General features: G+C 51.5%; 13 protein-coding genes. 2 read left to right on the top strand and 11 right to left on the bottom strand.

The features are described from left to right. Window positions 1-67: 67 nt before the first annotated feature. Window positions 68-733, bottom strand: a complete 666-nt coding sequence (locus NTX75_13770; GenBank protein MCX5817284.1) for a TRIC cation channel family protein — start codon at window positions 731-733, stop codon at window positions 68-70. Window positions 734-1017: 284 nt separating this feature from the next. Beyond that, on the bottom strand, window positions 1018-1188 hold the full coding sequence (locus tag NTX75_13765) for a hypothetical protein (protein MCX5817283.1): 171 nt from the start codon (window positions 1186-1188) through the stop codon (window positions 1018-1020). Between the two features lie 131 nt (window positions 1189-1319). Between NTX75_13765 and NTX75_13760 the strand changes: the two genes are divergently transcribed. Together NTX75_13760 and aspT (NTX75_13755) are read left to right on the top strand one after the other, a co-directional pair. Beyond that, complete coding sequence (locus NTX75_13760; protein MCX5817282.1) at window positions 1320-2915, top strand: bifunctional aspartate transaminase/aspartate 4-decarboxylase; 1596 nt, start codon at window positions 1320-1322, stop codon at window positions 2913-2915. Window positions 2916-2926: 11 nt separating this feature from the next. Next, a complete protein-coding gene (gene aspT, locus NTX75_13755) occupies window positions 2927-4630 on the top strand; it encodes an aspartate-alanine antiporter (GenBank protein ID MCX5817281.1) in 1704 nt (567 codons plus the stop codon). A 67-nt stretch (window positions 4631-4697) separates the two neighbouring features. On the opposite strand, the gene NTX75_13750 is transcribed toward aspT (NTX75_13755), so the two are convergent. The 9 genes from NTX75_13750 to NTX75_13710 all read right to left on the bottom strand — a co-directional run bounded on the left by NTX75_13750 (window position 4698) and on the right by NTX75_13710 (window position 19860). Beyond that, entirely contained in the window at window positions 4698-6131 is a 1434-nt protein-coding gene (locus NTX75_13750; protein ID MCX5817280.1) for a DcaP family trimeric outer membrane transporter, read from the bottom strand. A 15-nt stretch (window positions 6132-6146) separates the two neighbouring features. Continuing rightward, the gene (locus tag NTX75_13745) at window positions 6147-7220 is read right to left on the bottom strand and encodes a type II asparaginase (GenBank protein MCX5817279.1); all 1074 of its coding nucleotides are present in this window, start codon (window positions 7218-7220) and stop codon (window positions 6147-6149) included. 236 nt (window positions 7221-7456) lie between these two features. After that, window positions 7457-7720 (bottom strand): DUF1805 domain-containing protein, encoded by a 264-nt coding sequence (locus NTX75_13740; GenBank protein ID MCX5817278.1) that lies wholly within the window; start codon window positions 7718-7720, stop codon window positions 7457-7459. Between the two features lie 44 nt (window positions 7721-7764). Then, complete coding sequence (locus NTX75_13735) at window positions 7765-9150, bottom strand: glutamate decarboxylase (protein ID MCX5817277.1); 1386 nt, start codon at window positions 9148-9150, stop codon at window positions 7765-7767. 27 nt (window positions 9151-9177) lie between these two features. After that, window positions 9178-10884, bottom strand: coding sequence for an aspartate-alanine antiporter (gene aspT / locus NTX75_13730; GenBank protein MCX5817276.1), 1707 nt, complete (start codon window positions 10882-10884; stop codon window positions 9178-9180). A 17-nt stretch (window positions 10885-10901) separates the two neighbouring features. After that, window positions 10902-12344, bottom strand: a complete 1443-nt coding sequence (locus NTX75_13725; GenBank protein ID MCX5817275.1) for an efflux transporter outer membrane subunit — start codon at window positions 12342-12344, stop codon at window positions 10902-10904. Between the two features lie 32 nt (window positions 12345-12376). Next, the gene (locus NTX75_13720) at window positions 12377-15508 is read right to left on the bottom strand and encodes a multidrug efflux RND transporter permease subunit (protein MCX5817274.1); all 3132 of its coding nucleotides are present in this window, start codon (window positions 15506-15508) and stop codon (window positions 12377-12379) included. A 2-nt stretch (window positions 15509-15510) separates the two neighbouring features. After that, window positions 15511-18669 (bottom strand): multidrug efflux RND transporter permease subunit, encoded by a 3159-nt coding sequence (locus tag NTX75_13715; GenBank protein ID MCX5817273.1) that lies wholly within the window; start codon window positions 18667-18669, stop codon window positions 15511-15513. Window positions 18670-18675: 6 nt separating this feature from the next. After that, window positions 18676-19860 carry an efflux RND transporter periplasmic adaptor subunit gene (locus tag NTX75_13710; protein MCX5817272.1) on the bottom strand — a complete coding sequence of 395 codons (1185 nt, stop codon included), beginning with the start codon at window positions 19858-19860 and terminating at the stop codon, window positions 18676-18678. Window positions 19861-20228 lie beyond the last annotated feature (368 nt).

The following is a 20228-nucleotide window of genomic DNA, read 5'->3' as shown; positions in this document are numbered from 1 at the left end:
AATACTGCTATTACTCTATCAGATATAACAAGATGTGGGCAATGGAAATTTTAAAGTTTTTCGTGCATCAATGTAATTTATCCCGTATCTTTTCCTGCCCCGCCGGAGGGGTCTGCCAGTTGAAGCGGATCGCCGCAACCCGGAGCAGAAAGGTGACTGCAATGGCGATAAAAGCCGACACCTCAGCCGCAATCCCGATCCCTGGACCGAGAATAAGAAAAACAATACAGCCGACAGCAGCCGCAAAGGCGTAAAATTGACCCGGTTTCAACAGAATGGATTCCTGTTGTGTCAATACATCGCGAATCAAGCTGGCCCCCACGGCATTGATGACACCTATCAGGAATGCCGCCGACACACCCAGACCGGCATTGATGGCCTTCTGTGCACCGACGATGGCGTATGTCCCTAATGCTGCTGCGTCAACTACGGACACCCCTCTGTCGAACCACTTTTCGACTATAACAACATGTCGACCAAACAAAATGCCAAGGCATCCCGCTACCCCGACAGCGTAAAGGTATCGCTCATCCGTCACCAGAGCGGGAGGTCCCTGCTGGAGAAAAATCCCGTCCCGGATCAGGCCGCTCCCTGCCCCTGTGATGAGCGCCATGACAAATACGCCTACAATGTCATAGCCCTTCTTCATGGCGAAAAGCGCACCCGTAAGGCCAAACAGAAATACCGCCGCCAGGTCGAATCCAACAGGCAGATTAAACTGTCCGCTTAACACTTATAATTCCAAGTTGCTATCATAATGATCCTATACGTAATGGAAATACTGTTTCTTGCAGCGGACATCGAGGACGGATTGGGACCCTGCCGATAAGACGCAATGTGCCACGCGGACAGGCCGCGGCTTGGCCAATTTCCGCTGTTTGAAGCCCAGTGGCAAGTTCGGAAATTGAATGGAGGCGAATCGCTGCAAGGGTAATCCGCCCGGAGTGGAAGCAAAAGAAATGGTTTTCCATATTCGTATCAACTTGATCGCACATTAGAATAACCTCTTCTGACACCTCATGACCTCAGCATCACCATGACCGGTCCCCCACCCCACAAAACAAGCAGGATATTACCCACGGCATAGGTCATTAAACTTCCTGTGTTGACGCCAAGGAGCATGATAGGGTCCAATTTTAGCACATATTTGCCGAAAAATAAACCGGGCGTATGTGGCGTCAGCGTCACAACGATGCCGCCCTCCTTTCACAAAAAATTTCGCTTCGTAAAATATTATTTTATGTGATAGCATTATAGTGAAACGTTGAAAGTTTTGAAAAAGCGCCAGGCTTAGTAAATAAAAAAAGGGGGTCAACGAAATGGCAGAAATGACAGAAGAAAAACGTTACGAAGGACTGAGTCCGTTTGAGCTGAAAGACAAGCAGATTGAGATGGCAAGCTCAAATCGGGAACGGATAATGTTGAATGCGGGGAGGGGAAATCCGAACTGGGTTGCGACAGTTCCGAGATATGCCTTTTTCCTGCTTGGAAACTTTGCCCTTGAAGAGGCGCATCGGGTTCTGAGCCGCCCCGGAATCGCCGGCGCTCCCGAATCAAAAGGCATGGGAGGACGTCTGCTCGACTTCTGCCGCATTCACTCTGAATCGCGCGGCTCCCAGTTCCTTGCCGATTCATATAAGTACGCGACGGAAAATCTTGGTCTTGACGGAGACTCATTTATCGGGGAGATGATTGACGGCATACTCGGCGACCACTATCCTACACCTGATCGCATGCTGAAAAACTGCGAAAAGATTGTCCAGACATATCTTGACAATACAATGTGCGACTGTCAGCCACCGGCAGGAACCATGGACCTTTTCGCGGTCGAGGGCGGAACCGCCGCGATAACATATGTATTCAATACGCTCAAAGAAAATTTCCTCGTTAATCCCGGAGATAAAATCGCTATCGGCACGCCTATTTTTACTCCCTACCTTGATATTCCCACCCTCAACGATTATGGGCTGATAGTCGTTGATATCAAGATGGATGAAAACAATAATTGGCAGTATCCCGATTCTGAACTTGAAAAGCTGAGTGACCCCTCCGTAAAGGCCTTCTTTATCGTCAATCCGTCAAATCCGCCGTCTACGAGCGTCGCGAAGGAATCTCTTGAGAAAATAGCGGAGCTGGTTCAAACGCGCAGAAAAGATCTTATAATACTGACCGATGATGTTTACGGAACATTCGTGAACGGATTCAAATCTTTGGCGGCCATCGCCCCGAAAAACACCATTCTGGTCTATTCATTCTCAAAATACTTCGGAACTACCGGATGGAGGCTGGGCGTCATAGGGATATACCAGGACAATGTAATGGATAAAATGATTGCGGCTCTTCCCAAGGATAAACGCGGGGGGATGCACAAACGCTATGAATCCATCTCGCCCGATCCGGACAGTATCAAGCTCATTGACCGTTTAGTCGCCGACAGCCGGGCAGTAGCCCTGAACCATACCGCCGGTCTCTCGACGCCACAGCAGGTGATGATGGCGCTATTCTCATTTCAGGAACTCCTCGACTCGGACAGTCACCTTTACAAGAAAGAGGTGCAGGACCTGGTGAGAGAACGCTATGAGGCGCTCTATAAGTCGCTCGGCGTCGAAGCACCCGAACTGCCTTGTTACGCAATGTATTACACGACGATCGATATTCCGCAACTTGCCGAAAAACGATTCGAAGCGGACTTTGCGAAGTGGCTCAAATCAACTTACGAACCGATTGACTTCGTGTGGAATCTTGCCGATAAAAAGGGCGTTGTCCTGATGGATGGCGGCGGCTTTGCTGCTCCGGAAATGTCCGTTCGCGTCTCTCTTGCGAACCTTTTCAAGAACGATTATGTAAAAATCGGCAAGGCAATCAGCGAACTGCTTGCTGAATATTATGACACCTGGAAGAAGTCCGGCAAATAACGGAGGGATGTATGTTTAATGATATTTTGGAAATTTGCCGTAAACAACCTGAGATATTGTTGTTTCTATCGCTTGGTGCCGGTTACTACATCGGCAAATTCAAATTTAAGGGATTCAGCCTGGGAGCTACCGCATCAGTTCTGATAATGGCGCTTGTTCTGGGGCAAATCCCGGGTGTAAAAGTCCCGGCTCTGTTGAAAACTGTCAGTTTTGCTTTGTTTGTATTCTGCATCGGCTATAGTGTCGGACCGCAGTTTTTCGGGGGATTGAAGAAGCAGGGGCTAAGCTACATCTGGGTTGCGCTGGTTGTGGCTGTGGCTGCACTGGTCACAGCTCTTGCGCTTGGGAAACTCTTCGGCTTCAGTCCGGGGACGACAGCGGGGCTTCTGGCCGGAGCTCTGACCACATCAGCAGCAATCGGGACCGCGGAAGGCGCCATCACCCATCTGCCCGGACTTTCCGAGGCCGCCAGGACCGCTATGGAAACAGATACAGCCATAGCATACGCTATAACTTACATCTTTGGCACAGTTGGCGGTATCCTTATGTTTTCTTTACTGCCCAGAATAATGGGTGACGATCTGAAAGCGGAAGCCGGGAAGCTTGAAGAAAGTTATTCCGGAGGAGGAAATGTTCCAGACAAAAGTCCTGATCTATTTTCTTGGTCGAAGCAGTTGAGTCTGCGCGCATACCGCGTGGAAAACGAAAAAATATTCGGCAAGACCGTCAGCTTTATCGAAGGACTTTTCCCCCAGCATGCCTTTGTTGAGGCTGTTCAAAGAGGCAAGCAGACACTGACGCTTCAGCCTGATCTTGCCGCTCAATCAGGTGACATCCTTATTATAGGAAGTCCATCCCGGAAATGCATGCTTGCCGCGACGGAACTTATCGGCCCGGAACAGGATATCGCAGACCTGGTGGAAATTGTCGGAGAAGTTATGGAGGTCTGCGTCCTGAATAAGGAAATTGTTGGTAAAACCATTGCCGAACTTGGAAGTCTAAACGAGGCGCGCGGCCTCTTCCTCCGCAAGATTACGCGTCAGAGCAATACAGTTCCTATTTTGCCTAAAACCGCAATTGAGCGCTGCGATATCCTTCAGTTGATTGGAAGCAAGGAAGATGTGGAACGCGCAGTTAAAATGGTCGGATTTGCGGAACGCCAGACGGATGTGACCGATATGGTTGTTGTAGGCTGCGGAGTTGTGCTCGGCACGCTAATAGGACTTCTTGTAGTGAATATTGCCGGTATTCCGATCTCTCTCGGCGTTGGCGGCGGTGTCCTTGTCTCCGGCCTTATTTTCGGATGGGTGCGCACTTTGCATCCGACCTACGGACAGATTCCATCCGCAAGCCGGTGGATTCTCCAGAACCTGGGATTGAACCTCTTTATTGCCTGCGTCGGACTGGGTGCGGGCAGTCAGGCGCTGGCTGCCTTGAAAACTACGGGGTTATCGGTCTTCATTGCCGGGGTTATTCTGACAATCATTCCAGTTCTGGTAGGCTATTTCTTTGCAAAGCTGTTTATGAAATTGAATCCGGTTTTCCTGTATGGCTCGCTCACCGGTTCACGGAACGAGTCGGCGGCGCTGCTTACACTTGAGGAACAGGCCGAAAGTTCACTGCCTGTGATCGGCTATGCAACTGCCTACGCGGTTGCAAACGTGGTGCTTACCATCTGGGGTTCTCTGATTGTAAATATTATGCACAAGTTTTAGAAAAGCGCCCAGAAATTCTCTGCAATTCATAAGCCTGATTGTGCTGACTTTTCTTATATATTATTCATCAAAAGTTGAACCGGACCGACGACTGAAAGCGACTCGCCGTGCCACTGTCCTTATTGTAATCCTGATAGTTGCCATAGAGATATTCCACACCGAGCATGACACGCTTTGTGAGATACCATAGCAGGTTGGCGGCGCCATACTGGGCACTACGGTATGCTGCCGGCTGCCCTGGCAACGTGGCCTGCCCTGGCATATTATCCAGGAATGAGTAACTGTAGACAAAATTGGAGTTCAACTTCTCGTTCCACCAGTGGCCATATGTGAGAGTACCGCCGAAGGTTCCCGGTGTACCAAGGTCAGCACTGCCTGGCCTTTTCGGGACAGCATCCAGTCCAAGCCCACCCATATCATTCATATACCTCGCTATGCCCTTGCCATAGGTCCCCGAGAAAAGGATGCTGTCTTTACCCCAGGTTTTTAGTTCGCCTGTCAGGTTAAACCCCCAACCCACATTCATCTGATTATCCCCCGACGGGGTCGTCGGATTGAAAGCCATACCACGGAAAAGCCCTGCCGCCTGGAGGTGTCCCCAGTCCTGTTCCCATCGCAGGTTGGTAGCAAAGTCCGGATACGGGTTGCGGGTATCCCCTGTCTGGCCTTGAGGTGCAGTTATTTCGCCACTGGGTTTCTCAATAGCCGTGGCCCATGTTAGACCTTTTGTAAGGGACTGAGTCCACCGGACCATGGGCAATCGAATGATCACAAATCCACTTGGCCCCTCGTGATCAAGGGTATCAGGCATGGCTGAAGCATCCATAAATGTACTCCATGTCTGCCCGACAAGAAATGATCCCATCTGGCCGTAAGCATGGCGGAGCCTTAAGTTTGTCGTATTGCCGGAGCCAAAAAAATCCCACTCGAATAAGGTCTTAAGATGCCCTAAGTCTGTGGGTGTATCGGTCTTCACAAACACGCGCGAATTCCGTATACTGAAATTCGTGTTGTTTGACCCCGAAGGTCCGGTGGTGGGAATCGTGTTGGTCACAAAACTGTCTTTACTTCCAATGTTCCCCTTGAAATCGTACATTATGTCTGTCTGGATAGACCCGCCGAGCTGCATAGAGGTATTGGTACCGGGAATCTTGAAGGAACCTGGGAAGTCTCCTTTTGTAACAAAAGACTTTGTGTCAAACCAGGCAGGTGCAGTGCTTTCCGGTTGTTGTTTGGCAGTGGGTACAGACGCCTGGACCATAGGTACAGCCGGTGCCTGTGTTGCCGCCTGAGGCGCCTGTGGTGTTTTGTCCTGAGTTTTCTCAATCTCAGCGATCTTCCTGTTCAGCTCTTCGATGGTCTTTTGCATAGACTGGACGGCCGCTTTGAGGTTTTCGATCTCTTCTTTCTGGGACTGGGCCTGCGCTGGCGTTGTAAAAATTAGGAGAAGAAACATGACCGTGAAGAGTGCCATTTTTGCGTACATGCCCATACTACTCATACTAACCCCCTTTCTCTAATATAAATAGAAAAGTTCCTGCAGCTTTTTCGGATCATTTGTCCTCATCAGCCCCAGCATGAGGAGAATGCGGGATTTTTGCGCGTTCAGTTCCATCGAGGTGATAAAACCGAGTTTGTCGTCGTCCACTTCGACGTTGCGCACAACAAGGCCGCTTCCTGTGCGGGTGGCCCGTACTACCGCAACACCCTTTCTGGCCGCATCTGCAAGGCCGGCAATAGCGGCGTCAGTGCTGTTGCCATCACCCACACCTGCCAGGATAATCCCTTTGACACCCTTTTCGACGAGAAAGTTTATGACGTCATTACCGAGATTCGCATAGGAATAGACTACCTCAACACGGGGCAGGTCCTTTGCCTCCTTGCCGTCCACCGAAAACTCACTCTCCATGGTGTGGCGCGTGGTGTTTTGCGAGAAGAAGTATGCCTTGCCCGTATTCATCACACCGGCGCGTCCACGGTTCGGCGATTTGAATGTGTCGAGTTGAGTGCTGTTCATCTTCTGGATTTCGCGGGCGTAGTGGATTTCGTCATTAAGAACAACGAGCGGGCCACGCCCCCTTGCTTTGGGATTCGCAGCAAGCGCGACTGCGTTATAGAGATTTGCCGGACCATCAGCGCCAATAGCAGTGGCCGGACGCATCGAACCAACGAGCACGACGGGTTTGTCGCTTTTCACGACAAGGCTTAGAAAAAACGCGGTCTCTTCCATGGTGTCAGTGCCGTGGGTGATGACAACGCCGTCTGTGTCTCTCTTGAGCACTTCATTAACCCGTTTGGCAAGCTTGAGCCAAACCTCATGGTTCATGGTCTGACTGCCAATGTTTGCCACCTGTTCGCCGGTAATGTCGGCAAGATCTTTGAGTTGCGGGACAGCCTTGATCAGGTCGTCCACCGAGAAACTGCCGGCTCTGTAGCCAGCCTCGGACGTGCTGGTCTGGGCGCCGGCAATAGTGCCGCCTGTGGCCAGAATTTTGATCTTAGGCAGGGCAAAAGCTGAATCGGTTGCAACAAAGAGCGTTGCAACCAGTATAAGCAAACCGATGTTAAACAACCGTTTCGTCCACCTCATTTACTCCTCCTGTTCATTTACTGGGGCTTGCGTCGCCCCCTCCACGGGCAAAGCCCGCGGAGCCTTCCCCTCTCGCTCGCGGGGCTCGCTAAATTATATCCTTGCATATATTATCTGTAATCTGTCTCCTCTTTAGTGTTTCCACTATCGACTATTCACTAACGACTGCCTTATTTACTGGGGCTCACGCCTGTCCCCGTAAGGGGGTCGCCCCTTTTCTTGAATGTTTGAACCGCTCAGCGAATACGCTCGACCACTTCGGCTCCGGTCATTCCAGGCTCTATGCCAGCCTGCTCGGCAGCATTGGAAACTTTCACCGCCTTAGCATTGAGCATATCATCGAAATTTTTCACACCGGTCACGATTGCCGCTGTCTCACCGGTCTTATCGAAAGTCTCCACGTTCAGATAGCCGCAGGCTAATAGTCCACGTGTCCCGCTGATGATTAACAGCGGGAGTTTAAGATCGATGCGGTGTTTTTCAAGTCCGTTCCAGTCCATAGAATTCTCCTTCACCTTTCACTTTTCACTTTTTTTACCTGCCTTTAACACTTCGACGTAGCAGTCTTATGCATGTCGTGCAATGCGGGCGGTGTGGCTGTGCCGCCATGAACTTTCAGGTAATCGCAGGCTTTGATAATATCCCTGGCCAGCAAATTAATGGTATTGCGGTTCAGGTGCGGACGCACCACTATGCGCAAGCTGCGGATTTTCTGTGCATCGGGCGGCATGGTGTAGGCCGAGAGTACCCAGCCACGCTCACGCACCTTGTTGGACACATCGAACTCGTTAAAGTTCTTTATCTTTTTATCAAGCGTCAGGGCTACAACCGGAATGCGTTGCGTCTCATTCATAATCTTGAAATAGCCACTGTCCACCAGTTGTTTACGCAGGTAGATGGCATGGTTAACCGTTTCCTGCATGATGCGCGTGTAGCCTTCGCGCCCCAGCCGCAGAAACTGATAATACTGCGCCGCGATCTGGAAGGCATTACGGCTGAAGTTCAATGTGGCAGTGGGCATCTCACCACCCAGGTAATTCACATAGAACACCAGGTCTTCATTGAAAATCTTGCGTTCCTTGAAGACCACCCAGCCAAGTCCGGGCGGCACAAGACCATACTTATGGCCTGATGCATTGATGGAAAGCACCCGCGGCAGGCGAAAGTCCCACTTATAGTCAGGATAGAGGAACGGGTTCACAAAGCCGCCGGAAGCGCCGTCAATGTGCATAGGGACAGAGATGCCTGTCTTCTTCTCGTAGGCATCGAGCCAGTCATGGATTTCCTGAAAATCGTCGTCCTCACCGGTGAAGGTCTGACCGGCAATGGCCACCACACATATTGTGTTCTCATCCACGTACTTCTCGAGGCGCTCGGCTGTCAGGCGGTAATTGCCAGGCTTTAGCGGAACAATACGCGGCTCAACATCGAAATACTTCATGAATTTTTTCCACACGATCTGGACATTACCGCCGGTGACCATGTTGGGCTGGCCTGCATCCTTGCCTGCCTTCTGCCTTTTCTCACGCCAGTTCCACTTGTGCGCAAGACCGCCAAGCATGCAGGCCTCGGACGAACCGACCGTGGCGGTGCCGTAAGGTTCCACATTCTTCGGGCCATTCCACAGGTCATGGAGCCACCGCACCATGCGGCCCTCCATGGCGAACAATTGCGGATACATATCGTGGTCTATGTAGTTTTTCAGGAAGTTTGCGGCAGCAACCTCTCTCAACTCCGGCTCGGCAAAGGTTGTCACAAATGAAGATAGATTGAGCACGGGATTGGCGTCGGTCCATTCCTCGCTGTTCACGATTCCCTTGGCCGCCCTGGCCATCATTCCCTGCATGGGAAAAGTATCCTCAGGGATCTCCATATTGAATTCATCAAACGGATGGATATATTCAGGATCGATAATTTTTTTTGTTGCCATAATTATTTCTCCTTTCTGGTTTTTAATTTATGCCAGCATTATAACGATCACCACCCCCCAGATGATGAGAAGCGTATTGCCCACGGCGTAGGTCACGGTATAACCAAGGGCCGGAATTTTACTTTTCGCAACGTCCTGTATGGCGCCCAGCGCTGCCGTGGTGGTACGCGCCCCGGCGCAGGCGCCCAGAATGATGCCTGCATTCATCTTAAAAACATACTTACCCATGAAGATTCCCACCACAAATGGCATTATGGTAACAAAAATGCCTGCAAAGAACAGCATAAGTCCTGCCTCCTTCAGACCTGCGACAAATCCCGGCCCGGAACTTATACCCACCACGGCAATAAAGGTGGTAAGACCCACATTGTTCATCATCCAGAGGGCAGGAGCAGGGATGCGGCCAAAGGTTGGATGAACTGATCGCAGCCAGCCAAATACGAGCCCCATGATCAATACACCGCCACTGGTACTCAAGCTTAAGGGAACCTTGCCAATCTTGATAGACAGGGCGCCGATAAGACCACCAAGGAGAATGCCGATACCAACGAATACTATATCGGTCATATCAGTAGGACGGTCCGCATAACCCAGCACCTTGGCGGCCCGTTCAACATCGCGTTTTGCCCCTGCTATGGTCAACACGTCGCCTCGGTCTACCTTAGTACCCAGTGTAACAGGCATCTCGTGCCCCCCACGCATGAGCTTCCTAAGGAATACCCCCCGTCCATTTCCCGCAATATCCGATTTTGCGATCTCTTTGAGAGTCATTTTTGCAATGGCTTTGTTGGTAATTACCACGTCAAGCGCCTCTGCAGGAAAGTCAAGGAGTTCCCTATCGTCCACCTCGGGGCCGATCGCATTCTCATTCTCCAGCTTTACCAGCAACTCCCGGCGGGCAACAAGCACCAGCACATCACCTTGCTGAATGACAATGGAAAGGTCAGGCTCCATGATCTTACCCCCCTGGCGGATCCGCTCTACGAAGATTCGCAGGGAGCTCAAGTCGGCCATGAAACTCGACTCGAATTCTCCGATGGTTTTGTTGACGAACTTCGCATTTGTTACCTGATAAGCACGGGCGATAATCTGCTGGTACGCAGAGACAACTCCCGCTTCGGGTTGCCCGGCGCCCATTTTTTCCTCCAGTTTTCTGCATTCCGCTGCCAGGTCCACTCTCAGAAGCTTGGGCCCGATGGAGGAGAGGAACCATGCTGATCCGGCAGTGCCGAAAATGTAGGTCACCGCATAGGCTACAGGGATATGGTTGATAAAAGATGTCTTCTGAGCAGCAGAAACACTGAGTTGATTGATCGTATCGGTTGCCACACCGATTACCGCGGAGATCGTGCAGGCACCCGACAGAAGCCCTGCTGCGGAACCAATGTCAAAACCAAGTATTTTTGCGGCCAGAAAAGTAGAAAGCAGGCATGTAAGACATAGGATGATTGCGAAAACCACCTGGGGAAGACCATCGCTTTTAAGCCCCCGGAAGAACTGCGGCCCTACCCCATAGCCCACTGCGAAAAGGAACATGAGGAAAAAGACCGATTTCACGTTCGGTGAGATGGTAATGTTCAGTTGCCCGATCAATACCCCCACAAGGAGGGTACCTGTGACAGCACCGAGCGCAACCTTGCCCAGCTTGAGTTTTCCGACAAAGTAACCCAGGCCGAGCGTCAGGAAGATTGCAAGTTCCGGGTATTGCCGAAGGGTATTCACAAACCATTCCATAGGCACCTCCTTTCACATCAGTTTAGTTTCGCAGGCGTTACTGCCGCCGTCATTTTGTCCGCCTCTGTGACCCATCCACCCCCCATCGACGCGTACAGGCTCACGAAGGCCTGGAAAAGAGCCCCCTGTGTCCTTGCGTAATCAAGCTCCGCATTGAAGAGGCTTCGCTCTGCATCAAGCACCTCAATGTAACTCACGTAACCGTTATCATACCTGAGTCTCGCCACCCGAGCAGAGGTGCGAAGGGCCTCCACCTGCCGCTTCTGCGCGTCTAATTGTTCCCGTATGCGTTTCTGGTCCACAAGTGCATCCTCTACCTCCCGGAAGGCAGTCTGGATCGTCTTCTGGTAACGTAAAAGGACTTCCTGGTGTTGCGCTTCAGCTACTATGTTCTGCCCCACATTGGCGCCACCGGTGAAAACAGGGGCACTGAAATTGCCGGCCCAGCTCCAGATCTGCGCGGGCCCGTTGAAAAGGCTGGTGAGTTCCGTGCTTGACCACCCAAAAAGACCGGTCAGGGTAATGGTAGGAAAATAGAGTGCACGTGCCACGCCAATTCGTGCATTGGCGGCAACAAGCGCCTGCTCGGCCTGACGGATATCCGGCCGCCGTTCAAGGAGGTCAGACGGTAAACCTTCCGGGACCGGGGGCAGCATAAGCTCATCGATTGTCTTACCTCTCGGGATAGGACTTGGGTTTCTTCCAAGCAGTACGCTCAGCGAATTTTCCTGCTGTGCAATGTTCTTCTTAATAACGGGTATCTGGGAAAGTGTCTGTTCATACTCAGACTCCACCTGTGAAAGTTCCAGCAGGGAAATGATCCCTCCCTTATAACGAAGTGTAAACAGTTTATAGGAGTCCTCTCTGCTTTGTACGGTACGTTCCGCCACTTCGAGCTGTTTATCGAGATCGCGGAGGTTTATGTAGGCGTTTGCTACAAAAGAGACGAGCGAGAGGATGACAGCGCGTCTCCCCTCTTCGGAACTCAAAAGGTCAGCACGCGCCGCCTCTGTTGCCCGGCGCAGGCGACCCCAGACATCAATCTCCCAACTGCCGGTCATGGAGTTTAGAGAAGCCTGATAGGCCCACGCCGGATTCTCAGTCTGGGATGATAACGGGGTCGAACCTAACTCACTGATACGGCTTTTGCCTGCGCTGCCGCCGGCAGCGATCTGTGGAAAAAGACCCGCCCGTGCTACCCAGTATTGTCCTATATAACTCTCGATCCTCGCAGATGCAATCTTCAGGTCCTTGTTCTCACTGAGCGAAATCTGAATAAGATCATTTAAAACCGGGTCATTGAACTGCTCCCACCAGGTCGTGTTGGCAACATCCCTGGTCTCTTTCTCTTCAAAGCGCCAGGAGGCGGGTGTATCGATTGCCGGGCGTTTGTAGTCGGGGCCGATGGCGCAGCCCGTAAGTACAGCTATAGATATCAGGAAGGTTATAAATCTTTTCATGTCACTCACCCTCATTTTTTGTTTTCATCATTTCACTTTTCACTTTTATCCTCTTTCTTTCCTCGATGTGACAGCTTCTCCACTATATAAAACGTTACAGGGATAAGGAAAATTGCTATGAAAGTTGCTGCGAGCATCCCTCCGATAACCGCTGTACCCATCACCTGACGGCCTGCTGCACCGGCGCCGCTCGCAATAGCCAACGGCACACAGCCGAGGATGAAGGCAAATGAGGTCATAAGAATCGGCCGCAGACGCAACCGGGCACCGTAAAGTGCAGCATCAACGAGGGGTGTTCCCTTCTCGTATTCCGTTTTAGCAAACTCCACAATCAGGATGGCATTCTTTGCAGCCAGACCGATAAGCATGACGAGACCGATCTGGGCATAGATATTGTTTTCCTGCCCGCGCACCAGAAGACCCAGGAATGCCCCCATCACTGCAATCGGTGTACCGAGAAGTACGCTGAAGGGCAGCGACCAGCTCTCGTACTGCGCCGCAAGTATAAGAAAAACGCAGAGCACCGAGAAAGCAAAGATGGCCGACACCGGTATACCCTGCTGTGCCTTCTTTTCCTGGTATGACATGCCCATATAGTCGAAACCCATCTCGCGAGGCATGGTCCGGGCAAAAACTTCCTCAAGGGCTTTCATCGCCTGGGCAGAGCTGTATCCAGGAGCAGCGCTTCCATAAATCTGAGCGCTGCGGTACTGGTTATACCGCACGGTAAATTCCGGGCCTGATGTATTTTTGACATCAGCGAGCGCAGAAAGGGGCACCATGTTGCCGTTGTTATTACGGACATAGAACTGGCCGAGGTTTTCAACCTGCGTCCGGTAGTCGCCCTCGGCCTGGACATAAACCTGCCACTGGCGGCCGAAACGATTAAAGTAATTTACAAAGGTACCTCCCATGAAACATTGCAGCGTCTGGTATACGTCATCAAGTTCAACACCCTGTTTGAGCACCTTGTCACGGTCCACGTTTACATACATCTGCGGCACGGCAGGGCTGAAGGTTGTAGCGAGAGAAGTCAGCTCCGGCCGCTTATGGGCAGCCTCCATGAAAGTCTTCACATTATTGGCGAGAAAGGAGATATCTTTACCTGCACGGTCTTCCAGAACGAAGGTGAACCCGCCGGCGGTGCCGATACCGGGGATGGCCGGCGGCGAGATAGGAAAACCGAAACCCTCGCTCACCTTGGACATCTCTTCGTAGATGTGCATCATAATTGCCTCATATTGTTCCTCCGGCTTTTTTCTTTTTGCCCATTCCTCAAGGGTTATGAAGAAAAAACCGCTGTATGTGTTGGTAATCTGGCTCAACAGGTTGAAGCCGGTGACTGCCGTGCAGTATTTCACACCCGGGGTTTTCTGAATGATTTCTTCAACCTTCTTCACGGCCTCATCGGTGCGCTGCAGCGAGGCGGCAAAGGGTAACTGGAGTGCAGCGAACTGATACCCCTGGTCCTCCTCGGGAAGAAAACTGCCCGGCACCATTCTGGCGAAAATACCGGACATTGCCACAACCCCGACAAGTATGATAAGACTGATCAGGGTCTTTCTGATGGCAACGCCGCAGAGACCCACATACCCGTCTGTTGCACGCTTAAAAACACGGTTGAACAGGTCATAGAATTTCTGGAGCAGACCTGAGCCCTTTGTCTTTGGCCGGAGCAGCAGGGCCGCCAGTGCAGGACTGAGCGTCAGGGCGTTAAAGGCTGAAATGAGGACTGAAATGGCAATGGTAACAGCAAATTGCTGATAGAGCCTCCCCGTGATCCCCGGGATAAATGCGGTAGGAATGAACACGGCGGCAAGGATGAGTGCAATGGCCACAACCGGACCGGACACCTCCTCCATTGCTTTGATTGTAGCCTCCTTGGGCGGCATACCTTCCTCGATATGCTTCTCCACAGCCTCCACGACAACAATGGCATCGTCAACAACGAGACCGATAGCAAGCACCAGACCGAAGAGCGATAGCGTATTAATGGAAAAACCGAAGAGCGGAAAAAGGGCAAAAGTGCCCACAAGCGATACCGGCACGGCACAGAGCGGGATGAGTGTGGCCCTCCAGCCTTGCAGAAAGAGGAATACCACAATAATAACAAGGATCAGCGCCTCGATGAGGGTCTTTACAATCTCTCTCATGCCCTCAATAACCGCCAGCGTTGTATCGAGGCAAACGGTATACTCGAGGTCCTGAGGGAAGCGTTTCTTCCATTCTTCCATGAGTTTTTTGGTCCGTTCGGCGGTATCAATTGCATTGGAGCCGGGAAGCTGGTATACGGCAATGACGGCAGCAGGTTTACCATTAAAGCGGCCTATAATGTTGTAGGATTGCGCACCGAGTTCAACACGGGCAACATCCTTAACGCGCAGCAAAGAACCGTCGCTGTTGGCCCGGATCACAATCTCTCCAAACTCCTTTTCGCTGATAAGCCTGCCCTGCGCTATTACCGTATAGGTGAATTCCTGACCTGGAGGAGCCGGTTCTGCACCGATCTGCCCGGAGGGATTCACGGTATTTTGAGAGTTGATGGCATTCGTGATGTCGTTCACCGTGACACCGAGCTTTGCGAGATAGTCGGGTTTTACCCAGAGCCTCATGGCATACTGGCCGGCGCCGAAGATCTGCACCTGACCGACACCCTTGACCCGCGAGAGCGGATCGTTGATATTTATGTAGGCATAATTAGCGAGAAATACCTGATCGTACGTCTCTTTCGGCGAATAAATGGCAAAAACCACGAGAGGACTGCTTGCCGATTTCTTTATGGTGACACCCATGGCATTCACTTCGGATGGCAATTGGGATTCAGCCTGTCCGAAACGCATCTGCGCGAGCACTTCATCGGTATTCGGATCAGTGCCTACATCAAAATCAACTCTTAGCTGTGTCTGTCCGTTATTGGCATTGATGGAGTACATGTAGAGCATGTTGTCAACGCCGTTCATCTGCTGTTCGATGGGGGTGGCAACCGCCTGCTCAAGGGTCAATGCGTCAGCACCCGTATAGGTGGCTTCTACCAGGATTTCCGGCGGAACGATATCAGGAAACTGGGCAATGGGCAGCCTCGTCATCGCAACAATACCCACGATGACTGTGATAATGGCAATCACCATGGCTACGATGGGACGGTTGATAAAGAACTTTGACATAATCAGTTACCTGCGGGCGGGCCAGGTAAATGGGGCGTTGCAACAGGTTCGGTCTCCTGCCTGTGCGCAAATTTTTCAATAACATAAAAGGTTACGGGGATTAAAAAAACGGCAATTAACGTAGCAGCGAGCATCCCCCCGATCACTACCGTACCCAGGATTTGCCGCGACATCGCCCCTGAACCCGAGGCAATTGCCAGGGGCACCGTACCCAGGATAAAGGCAAAGGCAGTCATCAGAATCGGCCGCAAACGTATGCGGGCGCCTTCAAGGGCAGCCTCCGTTATTGATTTGCCTTCTTCAAATTTGGCCTTCGCAAATTCAACAATAAGAATCGCATTCTTGGCTGCCAAACCGATGAGCATTACCAGCCCGATTTGCGCATAGACATTATTTTCCATGGAGCGGAGCCAGATCCCCGCAAAGGCCCCGAAAATTGCGATGGGCGTACCGAGGAGCACGCTGAAAGGCAGAGACCAGCTCTCGTATTGTGCCGCAAGGATGAGAAAGACAAATAAGAGTGAGAGTCCGAAGATGACCATAGGTGATATGCCTTCGGCGGCCGCCTTCTGCTGATAAGACATACCCATATAGTCAAAACCCATCTCGGACGGCATCGTCTGTTTGAACACCTCTTCCAGTGCAGCCATGGCCTGCCCCGAGCTGTATTTCGGCGCCTGGATCACATTAATCTGGGAGGCTCGATACTCATTATAACGCTGCGTGAACTCCGGTCCGGTGCTCTTCTCAATGGTCACAAGGCTTGACAGGGGGACCATCTGGTCGTATTTATTACGCACATAGAATTGGCCGATATTTTCCGCCCGCGTACGGTATTCGCCGTCGGCAAGTATATAGACCTGCCACTGGCGGCCGAAACGGTTGAAGTAATTCACAAATGGGCCGCCCATAAAGGACTGCAGCGCCTGGTAGAGGTCGGCAAGATTCACACCCTGTTTTACCGCCTTGTCACGGTCCACGCTGGCATACATTTGCGGCACCGCGGGATAAAACGAAGTGGTTACCGAGGCGAATTCCGGCCGCTTTCGGGCTGTATCCATAAACCTTTTCGTGTTTTCCGCAAGGAAATCAATACCCTTTCCGGCACGATCCTCGAGCATGAAGGTAATACCACCGGATGTGCCTATACCGGGAATCGCAGGAGGCGAGAAGGCAAAGGCCTGGGTTGACGGCAGTTTGTTAAGCTCTTGATTTACACGGGCCATAATAGCGGCATATTTTTCCTCCGCCTTCTTCCGTTTATGCCATGGTTTCAGGGTAACCGAGAAGTAGGCGTTGTAGGTGGTATTCACCTGGCTCAGGATGCTATAGCCGACGATGGTATTAAAAACCTCAACACCGGGTGTCTGCCGGAGGATAGTTTCGATCTGCTTGCAGGTCGCATCAAGTCGCTGGAGAGACGACGCTTCGGGCAACTGCACATCGAGATAAAAAAAACCCTGATCCTCTTCGGGGAGAAATCCGCTGGGGAGCTTCATGCCGAAGAACGCCACAGCCACCGCAACGAGGGCAAGGAACATGAGGCTCCGCCCCGCTTTTTTGATCAGAAAACCGCAGGTACCGACATAGCCTTCGGTAGCCCGTGAAAACCAGTGATTGAAACCCTGAAAAAACCTGCCCATTATCCCCCGCGATTCCTTCTTCGGCCGGAGTAAAAGGGCAGCAAGGGCAGGGCTCAAGCTCAAGGCGTTGAAAGCAGAGATGAGCATCGATATAGCAATAGTGACTGCAAATTGCTGATAGAGCCTCCCGGTAATCCCCGGGATAAATGCGGTAGGAATGAACACTGCGGCAAGAATGAGGGCAATGGCCACAACCGGACCGGATACCTCCTCCATTGCTTTGATTGTAGCTTCTTTGGGAGGCATACCTTCCTCGATATGCTTTTCCACTGCCTCCACAACGACAATGGCATCGTCAACAACGAGACCTATAGCGAGCACAAGACCGAAAAGCGATAAGGTATTAATGGAAAACCCGAGCAGGGGGAAGACGGCAAAGGTGCCGATAAGGGATACAGGCACGGCAACCAACGGGATGAGCGTTGCCCTCCATCCCTGCAGAAAGATGAAGACAACAAGGATGACAAGGAGTACCGCCTCCCACAGGGTATGCACTATTTCGTTGATACCCTCTGTGACTGCCAGTGTGGTATCGAGAGAAACGCGGTAGTCGAGGTCCTGTGGAAACCGCCGCTTCATCTCTTCCAGCATTTTCCTCACGCCTCTGGCAGCCTCAATGGCATTGGAACCAGGCAGTTGATACACTGCGAGAATGGCTGCCGGGGCCCCGTTCATCCTGCCGATGATATTATACATCTGCGCCCCCAGCTCAACACGGGCAACATCTTTTACGCGCACGATGGAGCCGTCGGACTTGGCACGAACAACAATATCCCCGAATTCCTCTTCTGTCACAAGCCGCCCCTGAGTCCGCAAAGTATAAGTAAACTCCTGGCCCTTCGGTACCGGTTCGGCCCCTACCTGACCGATAGGATTCACTTTATTCTGAGCGTTGAGGGCTGCCCAGATTTCCGGTGCTGTAATCTGGAGCTTGGCAAGCTTGTCAGGCTTCAACCAGAGCCTCATCGCATACTGGCCGGCACCGAATATCTGCACCTGACCGACGCCCGGGGTACGTGACAAAGGATCATTTATATTGATATAGGCATAATTCGCAAGGAATGTTGCATCATATGTACCTTTCGGCGAGTAGAGGGTAACGAGCATAAGCGGACTGCTCAACGACTTCGGGTTCGTAATGCCGTAATTCCGGACACTCTGCGGCAACTGGCTCTGAGCTTGCTGCTGACGCATCTGTGTAAGAACCTGGTCAATATTGGGATCCGTCGCCACATCAAATGCCACCCGCAGCGTCATCTGGCCATTGTTGGCGTTAATGGAGTACATGTAGAGCATGTTATCCACACCATTGATCTGCTGCTCAAGGGGTGTCGCTACCGACTGCTCAACGGTAAGTGCATCCGCGCCAAGAAAGGTCGTCTGTACCTGGATTTCAGGGGGAACAATACTGGGAAACTGCGCAACAGGCAGACTCAACATGGCAACAATACCCACGATGACCATAAGGATTGAGATCACCATAGCCACGATAGGACGGTTAATAAAGAACTTTGTCACTGTGGCCTACCTTTTTTCTGTCTTAGAGGGGCTTTCTGATTTCTTCTCTGTCTTTGCAGGTGCTTCCGGTTTCGGTTTGGCCTCTGCACCGAAGGGTTTAGGATTTACGGGTATGCCCTGCCTGACTTTCTGTATACCCTCTGCAATAACACGCTCACCAGGCTTCAAGCCTTCCTCGATTACCCAGAGATTACCAACGCGGTAAGTCGCCTTTACGGGCCTTATATCCACCTTGTTGTCCGGTCCGACCACTGCCACCTGGTAGCTCCCCTGGAGCTCGGTAACGGCACGCTGGGGTACCAGCAAGGCGCCTTTTTTTGTCGTTACTACCGCTTTTACTTTGGCAAATTGTCCTGGACGCAGGAGGCGGCCGGGGTTTTTGAAGATGGCGCCGACCTTGATAGTGCCGGTCTTTACATCGACCTGACGGTCGGCGAGAAAAAACCTGCCTTTATGAGGATAGATACTCCCGTCAGAAAGGATCAGCTCAAGGGACATTTTTTCAATATCTTTATCCTTTATCTCTGCAGCCTTCAGGTATTCCTGCTCGCTGATATTTATGTAGACCTTGATGGGGTCCACCGTCGAGACCGTAGTCAATTCTTCCTGAGGACCTGGGCCCACAAGGTCTCCAACCTGGGTCTTGGAAATGCCGGCAATGCCGTCAATGAGAGAGACAACCTTCGTAAAGCTGAGGTCCAGGGCGGCTTTATCAACATTAGCCCTGGCTGAGAGTACCGATGCTGCCGATGATTGCTCGGTGCCGATACTGTCATCCAAAGTCTTCTGGCTTACCGCATTCTGCGCAGCAAGGGGTTTGATACGGGCAAGATCGGCCTTTGCCGCTGTCCACCGCGCCTCTGCGCCTGCCAGACTTGCCTTTGCCAGATCCAGTGCAGCCTGGAAGAGCCGCGGGTCGATCTCAAAAAGGAGCTGCCCTTTCTTGACGAAATCGCCTTCCTGATAATTCTGCTTGATGAGGTATCCTTGAACCTGTGCACGAATCGTAGCGTTAACATAACCGTCCGTTGTACCCACCCATTCCATGTAAATCGGTACATCCTTCTGAATTACATTGACCACTTCCACAACAGGCGCTTGCTGTCCTTCCTTCTGCCCTTTCCCGCACCCCGGCAGTATAAATATGAGCAAAAGAATGGCTGCAATAAAGCATGTTCTGTTCTTCTTCACGTTGCCCCCTGATGAAAAAGATTTAAAAAATCTGAAGAATAATTATACCATTGTTGCTTGAAACCAACAATAAATCAAGATTTTTTTGTTACTGTTTACCTCTTCAAGCCGAAGACAATCTTTTATGTAACATGGATAAAGACGGATAAACATATCATTTCACAGGTAAAAACAGTACTTTAAGTCCTGAAAATATGTATTTATTGCCAGATATCGTATGAATATCAATCGGCTATTGACGGCCTGTTGCCAAACAACTATCGGGTACATTTGAGGTAGCAAGCCGGAATATCTTTTCGCGAGTCGCGAATCGAGCACGGTTTGGGTACCCTGCCGATGAGCTGGAGCGTGCCTACGGCCAAGCCGTG

The sequence above is a fragment of the Pseudomonadota bacterium genome (assembly GCA_026388315.1).
In the GTDB taxonomy this organism is placed as follows: domain Bacteria; phylum Desulfobacterota; class Syntrophorhabdia; order Syntrophorhabdales; family Syntrophorhabdaceae; genus MWEV01.
This window is presented reverse-complemented; position numbering and strand designations above follow the sequence as displayed.

Coding starts and splice junctions, on each gene's coding strand:
- NTX75_13760 (MCX5817282.1), top strand. CDS start 1,320: ATGGCAGAAATGACAGAAGAAAAACGTTACGAAGGACTGAGTCCGTTT.
- aspT (MCX5817281.1), top strand. CDS start 2,927: ATGTTTAATGATATTTTGGAAATTTGCCGTAAACAACCTGAGATATTG.
- NTX75_13750 (MCX5817280.1), bottom strand. CDS start 6,131: ATGAGTAGTATGGGCATGTACGCAAAAATGGCACTCTTCACGGTCATG.
- NTX75_13745 (MCX5817279.1), bottom strand. CDS start 7,220: ATGAGGTGGACGAAACGGTTGTTTAACATCGGTTTGCTTATACTGGTT.
- NTX75_13740 (MCX5817278.1), bottom strand. CDS start 7,720: ATGGACTGGAACGGACTTGAAAAACACCGCATCGATCTTAAACTCCCG.
- NTX75_13735 (MCX5817277.1), bottom strand. CDS start 9,150: ATGGCAACAAAAAAAATTATCGATCCTGAATATATCCATCCGTTTGAT.
- aspT (MCX5817276.1), bottom strand. CDS start 10,884: ATGGAATGGTTTGTGAATACCCTTCGGCAATACCCGGAACTTGCAATC.
- NTX75_13725 (MCX5817275.1), bottom strand. CDS start 12,344: ATGAAAAGATTTATAACCTTCCTGATATCTATAGCTGTACTTACGGGC.
- NTX75_13720 (MCX5817274.1), bottom strand. CDS start 15,508: ATGTCAAAGTTCTTTATCAACCGTCCCATCGTAGCCATGGTGATTGCC.